Below are 19,180 nucleotides of genomic sequence, written 5' to 3'. Positions count from 1 at the left end.
CGTGCTAAACGCGCTTTCCACTTCCATGCAACCACCAAATCAGAGGATGACGGCCATGACCCATAAATCAGCGTTCGTTCAAACGCTTATGGAGCGCGGCCATTATTATCAAGCAACCGATCTGGAAGCTTTGGATGCGGCAGCCTTTGAAAGTGAGCGTGGGGGTCGGGCTTTAACCGGCTATATTGGCTATGATTGTACCGCGCCAAGCCTGCATGTCGGCAGCTTGACGCAGATCATGCTGATGCGCCGCCTGCAACAATGTGGCGGCAAGCCCATCACTTTGATGGGGGGTGGCACCACGAAAGTAGGCGATCCTTCCGACAAGAATGAGGCCCGCCCCGTTCTGACCCAAGAGGTGATTGACGCCAATAAGGCCTCGATCCAGACGGTGTTTTCGAAATTCTTGACCTTTGGCGACGGGCCGCGTGACGCGATCATGGTCGACAATGCCCAATGGCTGGATGAGGTCAAATGGCTCGATATGCTGCGCGAAATTGGCAAGCATTTCACCATCAATAAGATGATTGCGCTCGACATCGTTAAGCGCCGACTCGACCAAGAAGTGCCGATCACCTTTCTTGAATTCAACTATATGTTGCTGCAAGCCTATGATTTCCTAGAGCTGTCGCGGCGTTATGACTGCAATCTGCAAATGGGCGGCTCTGACCAATGGGGCAATATTGTCCAAGGGGTAGAGCTGTGCCGCCGCGTGGATGAGCGCCACGTTCTGGGCGTCACCCAACCCTTGCTGATGAATGCGGCCGGGCAGAAAATGGGCAAGACGGCCAATGGCGCAGTCTGGCTCAATGCCGACATGCTCTCGCCCTTCGACTATTGGCAATATTGGCGCAATGTCGATGACGCCGATGTCGAGCCCTTGATGAAGCGCATGACGGATCTGCCCTTGGACGAGATCGCCCGCTATGCGGCTCTGGGCGGGTCTGAGATCAATCTGGCCAAGATTGTGCTGGCAACCGAAACCACCGCCATGCTGCATGGTCGCGAAGCGGCTGAAGCGGCTAAAGCCACAGCGGCAGCGCAGTTTGGTGGCGGCGGGGCTGAGGGTGGCTTGCCATCCATCGACCTATCTGAAGCCCCCACCTCGCTCGCAGCCTTGTTTGTGGCAGCGGGTTTGGTTGAGTCCAATGGGGAGGCTAAGCGCCAAGCCAAGGGCGGTGGTCTCCGGCTCAATGATGCGGTGATTCAAGACGTCACCGGGCCAATCCCAGACGCGCTGCGCGACGGCCAAGAGGTCAAGCTCTCACTCGGCAAGAAGCGGCATTTGATGGTAAAGCTGTCGGGCTGAAGCGTCAGCCCGCTAAGCGGCGGCTTTGCAGGGTAGAGGCCAATTCATCGACCAATTGGGTGATCTTCTTCAGATCATCGCCCTCAGCCATCAGGCGAACCAAAGGCTCTGTGCCCGAAGTGCGCACGACCAAACGGCCACCAGAGGCCGTCAAAGCATCCTCAGCCTTTTTGACATGGGCCTGCATGTCTGGGTCTGCCAAGGGCGAAGAACCGCTATAGCGGATATTCTTCAAGACTTGCGGGGATGGAGTAAAGACAGACAAGGTCTCGCTGGCCGACTTGCCATGGGTCACCATCGAGGACAGAACCCGCAAAGCCGAAACTAGGCCGTCGCCCGTTGTGGCATAATCCAACAACACAATATGGCCAGATTGTTCGCCGCCCAAGTTACAATCATCGGCCCGCATACGTGCGACAACATGACGGTCGCCCACGCCGGTACGGATCAATTGCGAGCCTTGATCGGCGATATAGCGTTCTAGCCCCAGATTGGACATGACGGTGGTCACAACACCCGAACCACGCAAGCTTTTGTCGGCAATCATGTCGCGCGCAATGGCCGCGATGATTTGGTCGCCGTCAATTTCACGACCCTTTTCATCAATAATGATGATCCGGTCGGCATCGCCATCTAAGGCGATACCAATGTCGGCGCGACGTTCCAACACGGTTTGTTTCAACAGGCGCGTATCGGTTGAGCCACAGCCAGCATTGATGTTGCTGCCATTGGGATTAACACCAATTTCAACGACTTCGGCACCCAATTCATAAAGCGCCCAAGGGGCCGTGCGATACGCTGCACCATTGGCGCAATCGACCACCACACGCAGGCCTTCCAGGCTCATGCCACGCGGGAAAGCCCCCTTGGCAAACTCAACATAGCGGCCGCGGCTGTCTTCAAAGCTTTTGACCAAGCCAATTTCGTGGGGGGCAGCACGAACGATCCGATCTGGCTCGTCCAACAGCTTTTCAATTTCCTGCTCTTGCGCGTCGCTCAGCTTAAAGCCATCGGCACCAAAAAGCTTGATACCATTGTCAGCAAAGCCATTGTGAGAGGCGGAAATCATCACGCCCAGGTCGGCTCGCAACGAACGCGTCAACAGGCCAATCGCGGGGGTTGGGATAGGGCCTAGGATCTTCACGTCCATCCCGACGGCAGCAAAACCCGCAACCAGCGCAAACTCAACCAAATAGCCCGAGCGACGGGTGTCTTTGCCGATAATGACATTGTGGCGATGCTCGCCCTTTTTGAACACGGTGCCGGCCGCCATGCCGAGGGTCATGGCCACTTCGGCTGTCATCGGCCATTTGTTGGTTTCACCGCGAATACCATCGGTCCCAAAATAGCGACGAGCCATCGTGTACTTCCTCTTATGTCAGTCTAAAGGCTAGGGGTATAAGGTTAAGTTTGGGTGTTAGCGTGCCACCCTCGCACAGGTTCGCCAAGCGAAATGTTCGGCGTTTAGGCCCCGGCTGCAGGCAACAGCTCAGCGGCTAGTGGCGCGAAATTCCACCGCCACGCCGTTTCGTCCGCCAAGAGTGCACGAACCAGTGCGACGTTCATTTCATGGCCCGAACGCTCTGCCACATAGCGGCCCTTGATCGGCGCGCCAGCCAAAGCCAGATCACCGACCGCATCCAGGGCCTTATGGCGCACAAATTCATCGGCAAAGCGCAAGCCTTCTTGATTGACGATTGTATCGCCATCAATCACGACCGCATTCTCAAGCGAACCACCGAGGGCTAAGCCCTTGGCCTGCATCGCCTCAACCTGATGCATGAAACCAAAGGTGCGCGCGGCACCCAACTCATTGGCAAAACTTTGTGGGGTGCAGTCAAACACCACCCGCTGGCGGCCAATGGCGCGCGTGGTGAATTCAACCGTGACGTCCAATTCAAACCCATCAAAAGGCTCAAGGCGGGCAAGCTTGTCGCCCAGACGAACTTCCACCGGCTTTACAACTTCCAGCATGCGGCGCGGCGCACCCAAGGCACGCGTCCCAGTCATCTCAATCATTTCGATGAAAGGCTCAGACGAACCATCCAGAATGGGCACTTCAGGCCCATCAATTTCGACAATGGCATTGTCGATGCCCATGCCAAACAGCGCCGCCATCAAATGCTCAACCGTGGCAACCGATACACCCGCAGAATTAGCCAAGGTGGTGCCTAATTCGGTTGTGGTAACCTTATCGACCAAAGCGGCAATGCGGCGCGCAAATTCAGGCGCATCCAAGCGTACAAACACAATACCATGGTCAACACCGGCAGGCTTCAACGTCACCCGGACAGGCTTTCCCGTATGCAAGCCAACGCCCACGCAAGACGCATGGCCTGCGAGCGTATGTTGGAGGGCTGTCACAGTTTGGTATTGCACGCGCTACGGACCTTCATCTCAATTTAAACGTCTTGCCCCAAGGGACACATGTCTGCGCTTCCTCTTTGCCGCAGACGCTGTCACCTGACAAACCAAACAATATTTCGATATGTGACAATAGAACGTGAACGCCGCCGCACATTTCTGTACGGCGGCGCTTTTCTTGGTAAACTCTCGAAAAAAGAGTGAGTTAGTTAGCTTGCTTGCGCAGGAAGGTTGGGATTTCGATCTCGTCATCAAACTCATCGCCAAATAATGGCTGTGTTTGTGTGATCGATTTTGCGCTTGGTTCAGCGCGCTCTTCCCATTGCTCCTCACGGGCAGCAGGCTTTGGACGGCCGAAGATATTAAAACCGTTGAAGCCGGAGCTGCGCTGTTGGCGTGGCTCTTCTTGGTATTGAGGCGCTGCAGAACGCGCCTGATAGCTTGGCTGTTCAGGGCGCTGCTGGGCGGTTGCCCCATGCATCGGTGGGCGTGGTTGAGCCGCTTGATAGACAGGGCGCGCCTGTGGCGCGGCAGCTGCTGCGTAGTTTGGTTGCGCTTGCGGTGCTGGCTGCTGGTAGTCCTGACGCGGTGCCATTGGCTCCGCTGCAGCTTGAGGCTGCTGGAACAAAGGTTGCTGCACGGGTTGAGGTGCAGGCTGTTGCATCACGGGCTGGGCTGGCTGCTGATAGCTGGGCTCTTGGGCGACTGGCGCTGCTTGCGGCTCTGGCTGACGCTGCACGATGGGCTGATGCACCATAGGCTCACGACCATTATTGACGCGAACAACGGTTGGCGCCGGTGCCGCAGGCTGTTGGGCGGGTTCCGTATTGAAATAGCCGGTGGCTTGTGGACGGCCTTCGGTCATGGCAGCGGCTTCAATACCGGTTGCAACCACAGACACGCGCATCACGCCTTCCAAAGTCTCATCGAAGGTCGAGCCCACAATGATATTGGCATCTGGATCAACTTCTTGGCGGATGTGGTTGGCTGCTTCGTCCAACTCAAACAAGGTCATGTCATAGCCGCCGGTGATGTTGATCAACACCCCACGCGCGCCTTTCAGCGACATATCTTCCAACAACGGATTATTGATCGCTTTGGTGGCGGCTTCCAAGGCACGGCGCTCACCCGAGGCCTCGCCAGTGCCCATCATTGCCTTGCCCATTTCGCCCATCACCGAGCGCACATCCGCAAAGTCAAGATTGATCAGGCCGGGCATGACCATCAGATCGGTGATCCCACGCACACCTGAATGCAACACTTGGTCGGCCAATTGGAAAGCTTGATGGAAAGTCGTTTTGTCATTGGCAACGCGGAACAGATTCTGATTTGGAATGATGATCAGCGTGTCGACATATTTTTGAAGCTCAGCAATGCCGGCATCGGCCATGCGCATACGGCGCGGCCCTTCGAACTGGAATGGACGGGTCACCACGGCGACCGTCAAAATGCCCTGCTCTTTCGCCGTACGCGCGATCACGGGGGCCGCCCCCGTCCCCGTGCCACCGCCCATACCAGCTGTGATAAAGACCATATTGGCATCGGCCAAATGATCGAGAATCTCGCTTTGGCTTTCTTCCGCTGCTGCCATGCCAACTTGTGGCGTCGCGCCTGCACCCAAGCCCTGGGTGGTATTCAAACCGATCTGAATGCGACGCTCTGCCTTGGAGCGGGCCAAGGCCTGCGCATCGGTGTTTGCAACGACAAACTCCACACCCTGCAAGTCTGCATCAATCATATTATTGACGGCATTGCCGCCCGCGCCACCGACGCCGAATACGACAATCCGTGGGCTGAGTTCAGTTTGGGTGGGGACGTTTAGGCGGATAGCCATTCTAGGCTCCTCGAAGGCTTCGTGCGGGATTGGTGAAAGAATCGATGTCTGAGGATGCCCCCGACATGTTTAAGCAGGAGTTAATTTGATTCATGCAAATGATGAATCTTAAGAAAAAATTCAGCATGATTCACGCGTCTCTGAAAGGCACATGGTGCGGATGAAACCCCTGAAAAATAGACCTCATGTGCTTGTTTTCGATTCTGGTCTAGGCGGCTTGTCAGTCGTTAATGCGATTGTTAACGCCCGATTGGGGGTCGACCTTTTCCATCTGGCGGATACGGCCTTCTTCCCCTATGGCGAGAAGGCGGATGCGGACTTGATGGTCCGTGTCCCGAGGGTGATTCGAGCTGGCATTGCGGCCGTATCAGCCGATTTGGTCATCATCGCCTGCAACACGGCAAGTACGCTTGCCCTCGATGTTGTGCGCGGCCAGGTCGATATTCCAGTGGTTGGGGTCGTCCCTGCGATCAAGCCTGCCGCTACTCTGACCCGGACGGGCACCATAGGCCTATTGGCAACCCCCAAAACTGTCACTCGCCCCTATACCGATGCGCTAATTGCTCAATTTGCTATGGGCAATAAGGTTCTCCGCCATGGCGCGGTCGGTCTTGCGGGCGCAGCAGAAGCCAAATTGGCCGGGCAAACGCCTGATCCGGACATATTCAAAGCATCCATGGCTGGGCTTTTCGACCAAGAAGGCGGTGAAGCGCTGGATGTTATCGTCTTGGCCTGCACCCATTATCCCTTGGTTCAAGCTGAACTTGAAGCCTGCGCCCCTCGCCCGGTCACCTGGGTGGATTCTGGCGAGGCAATTGCCCGGCGCACAGCCTTTTTGCTGGAAAGCCATCTAGATACAGATGCGCCCACGCTCCGGACGGGACTGACAACGGGGGGCAAGGATGGAGCAACCCGCCGGGTTCTGTCAGACTTTGGCTTTCAATCCACGCAGGTCTTGAGTGTTGAGTCTCAGCTTTAGCCCCTTTTCGAGGACCGAAGCTGGCGTTAAGCCTGATCTATGACCCTTTTGGACCGCCTTCCCCCTGTTCGGGGCAAACTCGAAGCCAGTGTCACATTGGCCCCCTTCACCTGGTTTCGGGTCGGGGGACCCGCCGAAGTGCTGTTTCAGCCCGCCGATGAGGCGGATCTGGCAGATTTTCTGCGCGCCTGCCCAGCCGATATCCCCATTCTGGCTGTTGGTGTCGGCTCCAATCTGATTGTGCGTGATGGTGGCGTTCCGGGCGTGGTGATCCGCTTATCTGCGCGCGGCTTTGGCCAAATCTCGACCGACGGCCTGACTGTCACGGCTGGGGCTGCCTGCCTTGATGCCAGCGTTGCCAAGAAGGCGGCGGAAGCCGGCATTGCAGGTCTTGAATTTTATCGCGGTGTCCCCGGCACGATCGGCGGCGCGCTGCGGATGAATGCAGGCTGTTATGAGAGCGAGACTAAAGACGTTCTAGTTTCGTGTGTGGCCTATGACCGCGCGGGACAGCGCCATGAGATTAGCTGCGCTGACATGGGCTTTACTTATCGACACACCACAGCCCCCACGGATTTGATTTTTGTGTCCGCCACATTCAGAGGGACAGCAGATGAGCCTGCCGCCATCCTCGCCCGCATGGAGGCCATCACCCAAAAGCGCGAACAAAGTCAGCCAATTCGCGACAAAACCGGCGGCAGCACGTTTAAAAACCCTGACCCCGTCCAATCTGGTGGGCGCAAGTCTTGGCAAGTGATCGATGCAGCTGGCCTGCGCGGCTATCAAATTGGTGGTGCGCAAATGAGCGAGAAGCATTGCAACTTCATGATCAATACCGGCAATGCGACCGCAAAAGACCTAGAGGCCTTGGGCGAGCATGTGATTCAACGCGTTAAAGCAACCCAAGGCGTCGATCTGCATTGGGAAATCAAGCGCATCGGCATCGAAGGCTAAAGCGCGCTAGAAATTATCTTTAAGCCACTGCAGGGCCCGTGCGACAGGATGGCTCGAGGGCTCCACCATTTGTGACGCACTGCTGGCCATATCGGTTGGCCGCTCTACGCCCCAACGCAACAGCCCTGCGGCCACCGAATAGCCAGGACCTGCAACCGCATCACCCAGCCCTGTAAAGCGTTGCGGGCGACCGATACGGACGTGGCCTTCAAACACGCGTGCAGCCAATTCACGTACACCGTTCAACTGACTGCCGCCACCGGTCAACACGATCCGCCGTCCTGCATTGAGCTTATCGAGCCCGCCCGCACGCAAGCGGTCGCGCAACAATTCCAACGTCTCTTCCACGCGGGGTCGAACAACGCCCGTCAGGATAGAGCGCGGAGCTTGATCCGAGATGAGTTGACCATCCTCGCCCATGCGCGGCGCATCAATCATCAAATTATCTTCGTTTAGGCTAGCAATCGCGCTGCCATGCACAATTTTAAGCCGCTCAGCTGCTGCTGCCGTTGTGCCCAGGCAATGGGCAATGTCGTGGGTGACATGGTCTGATCCAATGGGGACAGCATCAACGTGAATAAGGGCTCCGGCATGGAACAAAGCAGCCGTCGTCGAGCGCGCGCCCATATCCACAACCAAAGCGCCCAGCTCCAAATCATCTTCGGCCAATGCCCCCAGAGCAGCGGCATAAGGTGCTGCGACAGAGCCTGAAATCGTATAGGTCGCCCGCTCCACACACAGCACAATATTGCGCCATTGCGGTGTTGGGGCTGTCACGACCGTAACCGCCACGCCCAAACGACGCCCTAACATGCCGCGTGGATCGCGGACCTTTTGACCGTCAACAACAAAGAAGCTAGGTGTCGCATGGAGGATGGATCGGCCATCAAGACGCACATGCTCTAGCGCGGAGCCCACCACGCGGCGGCGCTCTTTGGGACCAATTTCGGTATTGGCAAAAGTGATTTCACCATGGGCTTGCTCGGCCCGGACGCCAAAGCCTGAAACCGAGACCACCACTTCACTGACCGTCACACCCGACATGCGCTCTGCTTGCGCAATCGCTGCCTTAACCGCCTTGGTTGCCGCTTCTAAATCAACAATCGCGCCATTACGCACACCGCGCGCGGGCTGGGTACCGACCCCGGCTACTCGCAGCGGGCCCGTGCCTTGGCCCGTGCTTCCAATGAAGCAGGTGATTTTTGACGCACCAATATCCAAGGCAGCCAGCATGGCCGCACGGGGTGCGGGTGTACGACTTTCAACGGCAGCACGTTTGGTTAGAGAGGACATGTTTGTCTCATTTCGGTGTGTATCAAACCCTCTGCGCGGACTTCGCCACATCTTGAGGTTTCGTCACCGACAAACGTTCTGGAGTCGGGCGGAGAATAAGAGTGCCGGACGTTCTGAGGTCCAAGCGGGAAAATTCACGGTCGAGGATTTGATGGCTGGCTTGCAGCGCTTGCAAATGGGCCAGAGCCTCAGCCATCCCAGTCTCAGGTAACAAAATGTCACCCCCTGATTTCAAGCGCAGGGTCCAACGGCGATCGCCGATCCACATGGCTGCAGATGTGCGCTCAGCAATCGCTGGATAGGCGCGCAGGGCTTCAAACAGAGCGGGCGCTTGAGGCCCCGCATTGGCCCCGACAACCAAAGCATAGCCCTTGGCCGATTTGGTGTTTTTCGCTTCACCCAGTTTGCGGCCCGTGCCGTCCATAAACGACAATTTGCCTTGGTCCTGCCAAAGGGCCGTTGCCGCACGCGGCGTAATCAGGATTTGGATTTGATCTGGCCATAGGCGGCGGACCACGACGCTCTCAACCCAGGGCAATTCCGCCACGCGCATCCGGACTTCAGAGGGGTCGACCCCAAACATAACATCATCGGCCATCACGCCAGATTTCACTTCAGCCTCAGCGCGCTGATACTCACTCAATTGCATGCCATTGGGCGCTTGAACATTGACCACGCGCACGGCGAGACCTGCACCACGGGCCGCATTGCCAGCACTTGTTTGAATGCCCCGCCCCATATCATCCAAGATACCAAGGCCCGCCGCCAACAGGACAAAAATCGAAAAAACCGAAACGATGGTAAAGCCAACCAAAATGCGACGTGTAGGGCCGTCATATTGGGCGGCCCGCATACGGGCATGGGCCCAAGCGCCCAGCTTCATGGTCCAAGCGTGACTATCGGTACGACGCGGCGACCGCGGACGTCCGCGTGGAATTGGCGCGCGCTTGGGGGCCGCACGGCGCGTTTGTCTCATCGCGGGCATGACGCGTCCTCCAACATCCATTTCACAAGATCATTAAACGACAGACCGATATGAGCTGCCTGCTCGGGGGCCAGCGAGGTTGGAGTCATCCCGGGCTGGGTATTGATTTCCAACACCACCAAGCGGTTGGTGGCGGGATCATAACGGAAGTCCGTCCGTGTTACCCCACGACAGCCCAATAATTGATGGGCGCGAACCGCATCTCGCATCGCCTTCTCATGGATTGCAGGAGGCAAGTCTGATGGATTTACATGGTGGACTGAGCCGCCTGCGGCATATTTGGCGTCATAATCGTAAAATTCATGACCCGTACGGATTTCTGTAACCGCCAAGGCCCGGTCACCCATAACGGCGAGAGTAAGTTCACGACCCGCGATAAATTCTTCAACCAGGACTTCATCGCCAGAGCGCCAATCCGGGTCGAGCAACTTTTCGGGCGGTCTATTTTCGCCCTTGCGCACAATGAACACCCCAAAGGAGGAACCGTCCGCATTGGGCTTCACGACATAGGGTGGCTCTAGGGGATGTTCGCGGGCTGCCTCTTGGCGCGACATCAGTTTGCCAGCTGGCACATCAAGACCCGCACTGGCAAACACCGCCTTGGCCTTTTCCTTATCCATCGCCAAAGCGGAAGCCAGAACGCCAGAATGCGTGTAAGGAATATTCGCGATTTCCAGCACAGACTGGATCCGCCCATCCTCGCCCCAAGGTCCATGCAAAGCATTTAGCGCAATATCTGGCGAGACAGATTTCAGGACTGAAGCAATATCGCGATCGACATCGATTTCCACAACGTCAGCACCCAGCGCGCGCGCGGCATCGGCGCAGGCTTTACCGGAGACAAGCGACACAGGTCGCTCGGCAGACCAGCCACCCATTAACACCCCTACCCGCACGCCCTTCATGCTGCGCCAATCCCTTATAAGTTGGGGCACTAATCGGTACCCAACGCAATGATTGATGAGACATGAAGGATTGAGGTGAATGGTAGGTTAAAGCCCACGCACATTGGTGCAGAAATGATTCGGGATTTTGACTGAAATTTCAGTGGGCAGTTTTCCACCTAAAGCCGTGCGGGTTTGGGTAGCGGGTTCAAAATGAGTCATCGAAGCTGACAAAAAAGTTACAATGCAGACCTCCAGTAAGCTGAGAGCGCTGGACCAAACCAAGTATTTTTGAAATGCGGTCAAGTTTGGATGCTATTGCCTTTCCATTTGACCTAAAACCGCTTCTACAATCTTTTCCGCACCGGCCAAACTGATGTTGTGAGTCTCGTTCTTCAGAACGACAACGTTTGAGGCAGAAGCTTTCGCGATACGCATAGCGCTTTGAGGCCCAACAGTTTCATCATTTTCACTCCTAAAGACAAAAATCGGAGCTTCACCTTCAACAGCACACAGATCGAAATCGTCACTATTCCGAAGTGAAAGCTTTTGGTATGCTGTGCCGACGGCCCTTACATGCGCGTAGCGCATAGATTTCCCACGCGCACTCGGCATGCTTGAGTAGTTTCTACACGGAGCATTTACGAGAACGAAAACGGTGCTTGGCGATTGGGGCAAGATTTTCGAAAGCTGAATCAGGGCAAATCCACCGAAGCTATTGCCCATGAAGACAGTAGAGAACTCATCAGGATTTCCCTTTTTGAGGGTCGACTGCTCGAATTGAATTCGCCTGGCAAGTAAATCAATTTCCTCATTTATGACGTCAGGAGTCGGCATCAGATAGGAAAGTCCAAAGCCAGGCGTTCCAGGGTGCTCTGGCACCCAGACCTTGTATCCGTTTGCCAGCCACGGCAGCAGGATATTGCTCGGTGAGGGCGAATATCTCGAGTAAGGTCCTCCGTGCAAATAAACGAGCAAACCTCTTCGCTGCCCAGTTTCTGGCAGAAACTCATGATAACCCGATCTCCCTAGCGGCACCCAAGCGTAATTGCGGTAGTTTGACTGGCATCCGAATGAGAGCTCCCCACGTGTTCTGGAACCTTCCTCAACTCCGCTTTGAACTGGGTCTTCGCCAAGGTTAATCAACCGAAAACCGCGTGGACCTTGTACGGGAAGATGCCTGCCAACCTTTATCCAGCGCGGTGTAAGTTCGTGGTTCACTGTTGATGGATTGAACTTGCCCGCCCGTGCAACCTGATTAGAAAAATTTTCAATAATCAATGAATTGTTAGCGTCCAAATAGGCTTCCTTTATATCTCCAATTGGGCTCGGCAACTCTGCGACATTGCCTGATTGATCGACAAGGAAAATGTTACGGCTTTTACCACTATAACCCAACCAAATAGCGACTCCCTCAGAAAACTGGCCAACATAATCTGCTGCAATGAGTTTCGGCGATCTAAGTGTTTGTTGCGAAATCACCTGCCCTGTACGAGTGGAAATGCGGGCAATCTGTACTTGCGCTTCAGCTTTCGCCAGCGGTGTTTCGTTTAACGTATCTTGCATCGTGATTGATACGGCACAAATGTCGACGACAGATACATTTGCACCACAAGAAATAGAAACTCTACTAATTCTAGTAAAATTTGTTGGAATTCTTAGGATTTGATCTGGATGCTCTACATCTACAAGGACTAAATCTTTGTCCAAAATTTGAGGACCAAATACAACATATCCCGCATGACCGCCAAGAAATTGACGGTTTCTACCATAATGGTTGATTTGACTGCCGAGAGTTTGAACTTCTTCAATGTGTGCTGTCTGCGGATCGATCTTGATGACTGCGCCATCGATTTTTCGGAGATAATATGCGTCAGTCGTTCGTGCCCACCCAAGTGGGGTAACTTTCATGATCCCAATGCCTCTGAGCCCATTTTGTACCCTGAGCAGCTCGACAGACTTTGTGTCGTTGAGCTTTGGTTCGAATTCAGGATTCTGAAAGACCGAGATAAAGGATCCGCTCGGTGATAGATTCACCACAGAGGATAGTGGGCGACTGCAAATCTGCTGACCGGAAAGCGCACCAATCGCATTTTGATCTTGAGTGAGTTCCTTTGCCGTTTGGCCCAAGAGAGCAATGGCAAGCGGTTCAGCTTTGTCATCGCCAAGGGCTATTGCACCTACAAGAGTTGTTACGATTGCAACGCAACCAACCAACACCCTTGCGATAAAGCGCAATGTAAACCTCCTCAAGTCTAGCTGGAATCTTGTCCTGGCAGTATTCTTTCAGCTTCATAGAGTACGAATTTTAAGTCAATATGCAGCTTCAAGAGATTTTAAGTAACCGCCGCCTCACCGCTCCCCAAACAGCCGCAAATATAGGGCGCGCAGCATGCCGGCGGTCGCGCCCCAAACATAATGATCGCCGTAGGGCATGGCGTAATAATAACGGGTCTGGCCATTATAGTCGCGCGAATGGCGTTGGTGGTTGGCGGGATTCATAAAGAAGGCAAAGGGTACTTCGAAGATGGCATCGACTTCGCGCGGATCGGCAACAAAGTCTGCTTGATGGGAAACTAGGCCCACAATTGGTGTAACCCGAAATTGCGTGACCGTTTCATACGGGTCAGAAGCCCCCAGCACCCGCACATGGGCTGGATCGAGGCCCACTTCTTCACGGGCTTCACGCAGGGCTGTTGCAATTGCGTCGGCATCCTCCGCTTGCCGCCTGCCACCGGGGAAAGCAATTTGGCCGGAATGGGTTGGCATATCCGCCGAACGGCGCGTCAAAAGGACCGACAAGCCTGCCTGACGCGTAACCAGTGGCACCAGCACCGAAGCATCACGCAAACTTGGCTGGGCGGGACGCTCGCCTGACAAATCAAAGTCCGAATAAGGCGGCCGACCGGCCAAGGCCTCTGGCGGCGCTAAGCGCTGCTCAAGCAAGGCAATCAATTCGGCTTCGCTCATCCCTCGATGCCTTCCACCAGCCCCAGATCGAAATTTACGCCTTGGCTGGTCAGGGTCAGGCGTTCGCCTTCCAAATCAGCCCATTCAACCAATTCATAGAAGGGGGCGCGCAGGATGCGGGCGTCTAACCGTCCACGCACCCGCACATAGGGCCGGGGCTGCCCAGTTTTGGGATCATGATCGACCCACAAGGGATTGGTTGGCCCAACAACAATTTGATCGCCGACATTGGTTGTCACAACGATGCTGGGTCCGAGGCTGGTCTCAAGCCGGTCGACACGTGTCCCCAAAAAATGGGCGTCAGCAACATGGACAATCACTTTCTCGCCCGGCGTCACCAAATAGGTCTGCCCATCCTCATCCTTGCGCAAAATGGTGGAAAAAAGATCGATCATCGGCTGGCGGGTGATGCGAACCCCTTCGTGCCACCAAGTGCCGTCCGCCCGAATTTCCATGCCAATATCGCCGCAATGGGCAGGATTCCACCGCTCGACCGGCGGCAACGCCCGCTCGCGCCCATGCTGGCCCTGCAAACGCATTAATTCTGCCAACAAATCTGCAAGGGGACGTGGATCACTCATGCGATCAACTTAGGTTCGTTCTGGGGGGATGACCAGATGAGGGTGCACTGATCGACGGAAGAAACCTCTCTGAAAAGACACTCGCGCAACACCCTTGAGTCAGGCTAGGCTAAATCCATGAGTGATATGTCCCATCAAACCCCTTCCGACGACACTGCCGATCAGACCTCAGGGCGCATTGATCGCGCACTTGAAACCATTGCAGCGGTCCGTGCCGGGGTTGGCGGTGCCATCCTTGGGCAAGAGCGGGTGATTGATCTGACACTTGCGACAATCTTGGCCGGTGGTCATGGCTTGTTGGTTGGCGCACCGGGGTTGGCCAAAACCCGACTGGTAGAAGCTGTTGCCATCGCCACAGGGCTAGATTGGGGCCGGGTACAATTCACACCAGACCTCATGCCGTCCGACATCATCGGATCAGAAATCCTTGATCAAGACAGTAACGGCAAACGTAGTTTCCGCTTTGTACAAGGCCCAGTCTTCACAAGCCTTTTGATGGCAGATGAAATCAACCGCGCAAGCCCACGCACCCAATCCGCCCTTCTCCAAGCCATGCAAGAGGGCCAAGTGACTGTCTCTGGCGTCACCTACAGCCTGCCAGAGCCCTTCTTTGTTTTGGCCACCCAAAACCCAATCGAACAAGAAGGCACCTATCCCTTGCCGGAAGCGCAATTGGATCGTTTCCTCTTGCAAATTGATGTGCCCTTCCCGGATCGCGAGACCGAGCGGCAAGTTCTGTTGGCAACCACAGGCGAGGGTGATTTGGTTGCAAAGGCAGCTCTAAAACCCGGCGAATTGGCCAATTTGCAAAGCTTTGTGCGTAGCATGCCGGTGGGCGAAAAAATCTTGGATGGGGTGCTCGACCTCGTGCGGTCGGCTCGACCTGAAAGTGCGACCGATCCTGAAATACGCAATCTTGTGGCTTGGGGACCAGGCCCGCGCGCGGGTCAAGCACTGATTAAGGCCGCCAAGGCACGCGCTTTCCTGCGCGGCCGGGTTAGCCCCAGCTTGGACGATGTAACCGCGATTGCCCGCGCCGCCCTTGCCCACCGTATGGCTTTAACCTGGCGCGCTCGTGCGGATGGGCTAGACCTCGCAAAATTGATTGATCGCTTGGTTCTAGAGGCACTGCGACCCGCATGATGGCGAGCCAACAGGCGTTTATCCCTGCCAAATTGGCTGGCGATGCCCAAGATTTGGCCAATAGTCTGCCTGCCCTTTTGATGGATGCGCGCAAGACCGCCGCCAGCCTGATCCTTGGTGCGCACGGACGACGACGCGCAGGCCTGGGTGAAGCTTTTTGGCAGCACCGCGAACTTCTCGAAGGCGAGACCCTACGCCACGTGGATTGGCGACGGTCCGCGCGCTCTGACCGCCTCTTTGTGCGGGAGATGGAACGCGAAAGCCCAGCCTCTTTGCGCATTTGGGTCGACACACGCCCTTCTATGATGTGGCGCAATCAAGCCAGTCGCCCCACGAAAGCAGAACGCGCGCTGATTATTGCCTTGGCGCTTGCCATGGCAGCCAAGGCGGGCGGTGAACGGGTTAGCACCTTATTTGGTGGCCAAATGTTTGGCCAAGAAGAGACCTTTCTTCAGGCACTTATGGTCGGTGGGGGCCAGTTTGACGCCCAAGCAGCCCTCAAAAGCGACCGGCAAGCGCAAATCCTGATTGTGAGCGACGGGTTAGAACCCATTGAAATCTGGGCAGAACGGCTTCGCCGCTTGTCTTCTGCAGCCCAGCCGGTCTTGTTTGTTTTGATCCGCGACCCAGACGAAGAAGCTTTCCCTTTTGAAGGTCGCGTGGCGTTCACTGAGCCCGGCAGCGCCTCACCCGTGATTATTGGTCAAGCCGGGGCCGCGCGCGAGGCGTATCAGAGTGCCTACCGTCTACATTTTGAAACGCTGCGTGCGGCACTTAGCCGAACCCAAGGCAGTTTGCTCAGCCATGCGACAGATCAACCAGCCTTGCCCGTGACGTTGCAGGCTGCTGCGCTATTGGATGGACGCGGTGCCTCCAGCCAAGGGGCGGGCTAGCCATGTTGACCTTTGGCCCTCTTGGAATCACGACCCCTTTGGCCTTGCTAGCTTTGGCGGCTTTGCCTCTGATTTGGCTGGTTATTCGGGCCTTGCCGCCGGCCCCACGCGAACAGGTGTTTCCGCCCACCGCCCTTTTGGCAAACTTGCCAAATACAGAAGAAACCCCGAAAAAAACCCCGCCGTGGCTGGCTTGGTTTCGGATGTTGGCTTTGGGTCTCTTTGTGCTCGGATTTTCTGGTCCAGTGCTCAATCCAGTCACCAAACCCGATACAAGACCCCTGTTGATCGTCATCGACGATGGGTGGACCTCGGCGCCTTCTTGGCGCGCGGTTACCGATGAGGCCGCCCAAGTCGCGCGGGCATCGAGTGGGCCTGTACGTTTGTTGTGGACCACGCATGGTGGCAACGGCGCGAGGCCGCTGGAAGTCTTAAGCCCCAGCCAAGCTGCAGCCCGCATTCTAGCCGCCCAGCCAAAGCCAGTCTTGCCCGATCCATCTGGCGCTTTAGGCGCGCTGAAGGATCTTCCGACGGGCCAGCGCATCCTTTGGTTCTCGGATGGTGTCGCCCACGCCAAGAGCCAAGCGTTTGCAGAGAGATTGACACAGATAGGCTCGGTACGTTTGCGCGGTGTGCCCGAGGGTGCGGTTGCCATTACCCGGGCCGCTGCCACGTCTGAAGGCTATAGTCTGGGCGTCGTCACAGGTCCTGCGACCAGCCGAACCCAAAGGCTGGAAGCGGTCAATAGTCGCGGCCAAAGCCTGCGGGAAACGAGTGTGGCCCTCGTGCCAACGGGGGTCAGCTTTGCTTTGGAATCGGTCGTCATGCGCGATGTCGCAGCCCTTCGGACAGCCGATGCGCGCTCGGCTGGTGGCGTCTTCTTGCTCGATGCCTTTGATCGCCGTGTCCGCACGGGCCTGATCGCCGAGCGCCAAGACGATCAACCTTTATTGTCAGACGCCCATTATCTAGAAGGGGCGCTTAAGCCCTATACTGATTTGACGCGCGCGAATTTGACCCGGCTGATTGATGCGGGTCTGGACGCATTAATCCTGCCCGATGCGGGCGAACTTGGGGCGCAAGACAGCCAAGCCTTAGAACGCTTTGTACGAAATGGCGGTCTTTTGATCCGGACAGCCGGTCCGAAACTTCTGGCCGCTGGCCCAAGCCCACTTATCCCCGCAGCCCTTGCCCCCGAACCGCGAACTGTCAGGGGTAGTATGACATGGGATAATGCGGGCAAGATCGGCGTGTTTGACCCTACCAGCCCCTTTGCGGGCTTGACGGTGCCCGATGATGCCCGCGTTACCCAAATTGCGGTTTTGGCACCAGAAGCAAGCGCGGGCGGCACCACCTCGACACGGGATCAACAAGCTTTACAGATTTGGGCACGCCTCGCCGATGGAACGCCTTTGGTTACTGCACGTGAATTAGGCAAAGGCAAAGTCGTGCTGTTTCACACAACCGCCGGTCCAGCCTGGAGCGATGTTGCTTTCTCGGGCGTGCAAGTTGCCATGCTGCGGCGCGTTCTGGCGCAAGCGGCCTCTAGCGCCATTCCCGCTAATTTTGTTGTGGGTACAGCGCCATTGAAGCCCGTCTTGGTGTTGGACGGATTTGGCACGTTTCGCGCGCCAGACCCGCAAATTCGTCCGATCCGACCGGAAGAAGTGCAAACTGCCCAACCCAGCCTTGATCGGCCCCCTGGCATTTATGAAGGCGGGGGCGTGCGGTGGATCTTGCAAGCAGCTGCCCCCAATCTGCGCTTGGACCCTTTGCCCGACTTGGCCAAAGTCGAACGCGTGGCCGAAGCCGAAAGGCAACCTCAATCTCTGGCGGGACCTTTTCTAGGCTTAGGCATGGCCCTTCTGCTCATCGACATGATTGTCAGCCTCTGGCTTGCAGGCAAGCTTGCGGGGCTTAAGCGGCTGGCCAGATGGCGGGGACAGGCCAAAACGGGCGCAGCCATGGCAGGCCTACTGCTTTTCGGCTTGATGTTTTTTGGTGGCGCGCCAGAGGCAAGTGCGCAAACCACAAAGGCCAAACCGCGGCAGGGAGACCTCTCGCTCGCTTATATCAAGACTGGGGACGGGGCACTTGACGCCCAAACCCAGCGCGGCCTTGAAGGGCTATCGCGGGCGCTGCGAGATCGGACTTCGGTTGAACCCGGTCCAGTCATTGGCCTAGATCCAAGCCGTGATGACTTAGCCCTCTATCCCATCCTGTTTTGGACATTGGGGGAGGCTGCCACCGAAACCCGTCCCGAAGTGGCCAGTGCCTTAGATCGCTATATGAAAAATGGCGGGGTTTTGTTTGTAGATTCCCGCGGTGGCGGACGGACCCCCGCTATGGCACGCCAAATCACCCGTGCGGCCTTAAGGGGAATTGAAGCCCCACCTCTGGCCCCCGTTCCGGATGGCCATGTCCTGACAAAAGCCTTTTACATCCTCCAGCGATTTCCCGGCCGCTATCCCGACGCAAAGCTCTGGGTCGAGACCGAAGCTTCAGCGGCAGCCAGCGCCAATGACGGTGTTTCCCCCCTCATTCTCGGCGATGGAGACTGGGCTTCTGTTTGGGCGAGAGCGCCGAATAGTCCGTCCACGAGCATGATGCAGGGCTTTGATGGGGTGGGTCCTACTACGAATGAACTCGCCATTCGGGTTGGCATAAATATCGTGCTTTATGCGCTGACCGGCAATTACAAGGCCGACCAAGTGCATGCGCCCGCCTTGCTGGAACGGCTAGGACGCCGCCAGGTGCCACCGCGATGACTGAGATTGACCTCGTCAAACTGGGTCTTGACCCGTGGCTGCCACCCTATGTCCTTTTCGGCTTGGCACTTGCGGGCATTGGGCTGGTGGCACTTTATGTCCGCTTGGGTGGCAAAGCCCCCTGGACCCGCTTTGGTTTAGTGCTGGTTGCATTAATCGGCTTATCAGGGCCCAGCCAAGTCCGCGAAGAGCGGGTGGCTCTAACCGACATTGTCGCAGTTCT

General features: G+C 56.4%; 16 protein-coding genes. 7 read left to right on the top strand and 9 right to left on the bottom strand.

Translation table 11 applies throughout. The features are described 5' to 3' along the window. The first annotated feature begins 46 nt into the window (after positions 1-46). Positions 47-1,309, top strand: coding sequence for a tyrosine--tRNA ligase (gene tyrS, locus IOB61_RS02050; protein WP_290811468.1), 1,263 nt, complete (start codon positions 47-49; stop codon positions 1,307-1,309). 4 nt (positions 1,310-1,313) lie between these two features. On the opposite strand, the gene glmM is transcribed toward tyrS, so the two are convergent. From glmM to ftsZ, 3 genes are all read right to left on the bottom strand, one after another. After that, on the bottom strand, positions 1,314-2,669 hold the full coding sequence (glmM, locus tag IOB61_RS02045) for a phosphoglucosamine mutase (protein ID WP_290811430.1): 1,356 nt from the start codon (positions 2,667-2,669) through the stop codon (positions 1,314-1,316). A 104-nt stretch (positions 2,670-2,773) separates the two neighbouring features. Continuing rightward, entirely contained in the window at positions 2,774-3,688 is a 915-nt protein-coding gene (gene lpxC / locus IOB61_RS02040; RefSeq protein ID WP_232780809.1) for a UDP-3-O-acyl-N-acetylglucosamine deacetylase, read from the bottom strand. Between the two features lie 190 nt (positions 3,689-3,878). Continuing rightward, positions 3,879-5,507, bottom strand: a complete 1,629-nt coding sequence (gene ftsZ / locus IOB61_RS02035) for a cell division protein FtsZ (protein WP_290811424.1) — start codon at positions 5,505-5,507, stop codon at positions 3,879-3,881. 187 nt (positions 5,508-5,694) lie between these two features. On the opposite strand from ftsZ, the gene murI reads away from it, so the two are divergent. Further along, entirely contained in the window at positions 5,695-6,486 is a 792-nt protein-coding gene (murI, locus tag IOB61_RS02030) for a glutamate racemase (protein WP_290811421.1), read from the top strand. Between the two features lie 39 nt (positions 6,487-6,525). Then, positions 6,526-7,440, top strand: a complete 915-nt coding sequence (murB, locus tag IOB61_RS02025; protein WP_290811418.1) for a UDP-N-acetylmuramate dehydrogenase — start codon at positions 6,526-6,528, stop codon at positions 7,438-7,440. Positions 7,441-7,446: 6 nt separating this feature from the next. On the opposite strand, the gene ftsA is transcribed toward murB, so the two are convergent. The 6 genes from ftsA to IOB61_RS01995 form a co-directional block, all read right to left on the bottom strand. Next, the gene (ftsA, locus tag IOB61_RS02020) at positions 7,447-8,733 is read right to left on the bottom strand and encodes a cell division protein FtsA (RefSeq protein WP_290811415.1); all 1,287 of its coding nucleotides are present in this window, start codon (positions 8,731-8,733) and stop codon (positions 7,447-7,449) included. A gap of 22 nt (positions 8,734-8,755) precedes the next feature. Beyond that, the gene (locus IOB61_RS02015) at positions 8,756-9,718 is read right to left on the bottom strand and encodes a cell division protein FtsQ/DivIB (RefSeq protein WP_290811412.1); all 963 of its coding nucleotides are present in this window, start codon (positions 9,716-9,718) and stop codon (positions 8,756-8,758) included. After that, positions 9,706-10,623, bottom strand: coding sequence for a D-alanine--D-alanine ligase (locus IOB61_RS02010; protein ID WP_290811409.1), 918 nt, complete (start codon positions 10,621-10,623; stop codon positions 9,706-9,708). Before IOB61_RS02010 ends, IOB61_RS02015 begins: the two co-directional genes overlap by 13 nt. A gap of 294 nt (positions 10,624-10,917) precedes the next feature. Further along, entirely contained in the window at positions 10,918-12,840 is a 1,923-nt protein-coding gene (locus IOB61_RS02005) for a hypothetical protein (RefSeq protein ID WP_290811405.1), read from the bottom strand. 114 nt (positions 12,841-12,954) lie between these two features. Further along, a complete protein-coding gene (locus tag IOB61_RS02000; protein WP_290811402.1) occupies positions 12,955-13,572 on the bottom strand; it encodes a CoA pyrophosphatase in 618 nt (205 codons plus the stop codon). After that, positions 13,569-14,153, bottom strand: coding sequence for a DUF1285 domain-containing protein (locus IOB61_RS01995; protein ID WP_290811399.1), 585 nt, complete (start codon positions 14,151-14,153; stop codon positions 13,569-13,571). Before IOB61_RS01995 ends, IOB61_RS02000 begins: the two co-directional genes overlap by 4 nt. Positions 14,154-14,270: 117 nt before the next feature. On the opposite strand from IOB61_RS01995, the gene IOB61_RS01990 reads away from it, so the two are divergent. The 4 genes from IOB61_RS01990 to IOB61_RS01975 form a co-directional block, all read left to right on the top strand. Further along, positions 14,271-15,296: a MoxR family ATPase gene (locus IOB61_RS01990; RefSeq protein WP_290811396.1), complete on the top strand. Its 1,026-nt coding sequence runs from the start codon at positions 14,271-14,273 to the stop codon at positions 15,294-15,296. Beyond that, positions 15,293-16,189 (top strand): DUF58 domain-containing protein, encoded by an 897-nt coding sequence (locus tag IOB61_RS01985; RefSeq protein ID WP_290811393.1) that lies wholly within the window; start codon positions 15,293-15,295, stop codon positions 16,187-16,189. Before IOB61_RS01990 ends, IOB61_RS01985 begins: the two co-directional genes overlap by 4 nt. A 2-nt stretch (positions 16,190-16,191) precedes the next feature. Further along, the gene (locus IOB61_RS01980) at positions 16,192-18,957 is read left to right on the top strand and encodes a DUF4159 domain-containing protein (protein WP_290811390.1); all 2,766 of its coding nucleotides are present in this window, start codon (positions 16,192-16,194) and stop codon (positions 18,955-18,957) included. After that, positions 18,954-19,180: hypothetical protein (locus IOB61_RS01975; RefSeq protein ID WP_290811387.1), on the top strand; the 227-nt coding region annotated here is incomplete at its 3' end. The genes IOB61_RS01980 and IOB61_RS01975, both read left to right, overlap by 4 nt.

The sequence above is a fragment of the Aquidulcibacter sp. genome, from assembly GCF_020253525.1.
Classification (GTDB): domain Bacteria; phylum Pseudomonadota; class Alphaproteobacteria; order Caulobacterales; family Aquidulcibacteraceae; genus Aquidulcibacter.
Note: the sequence above shows the minus strand (reverse complement) of the source record. Positions and strands in the feature narration are given on the sequence as shown.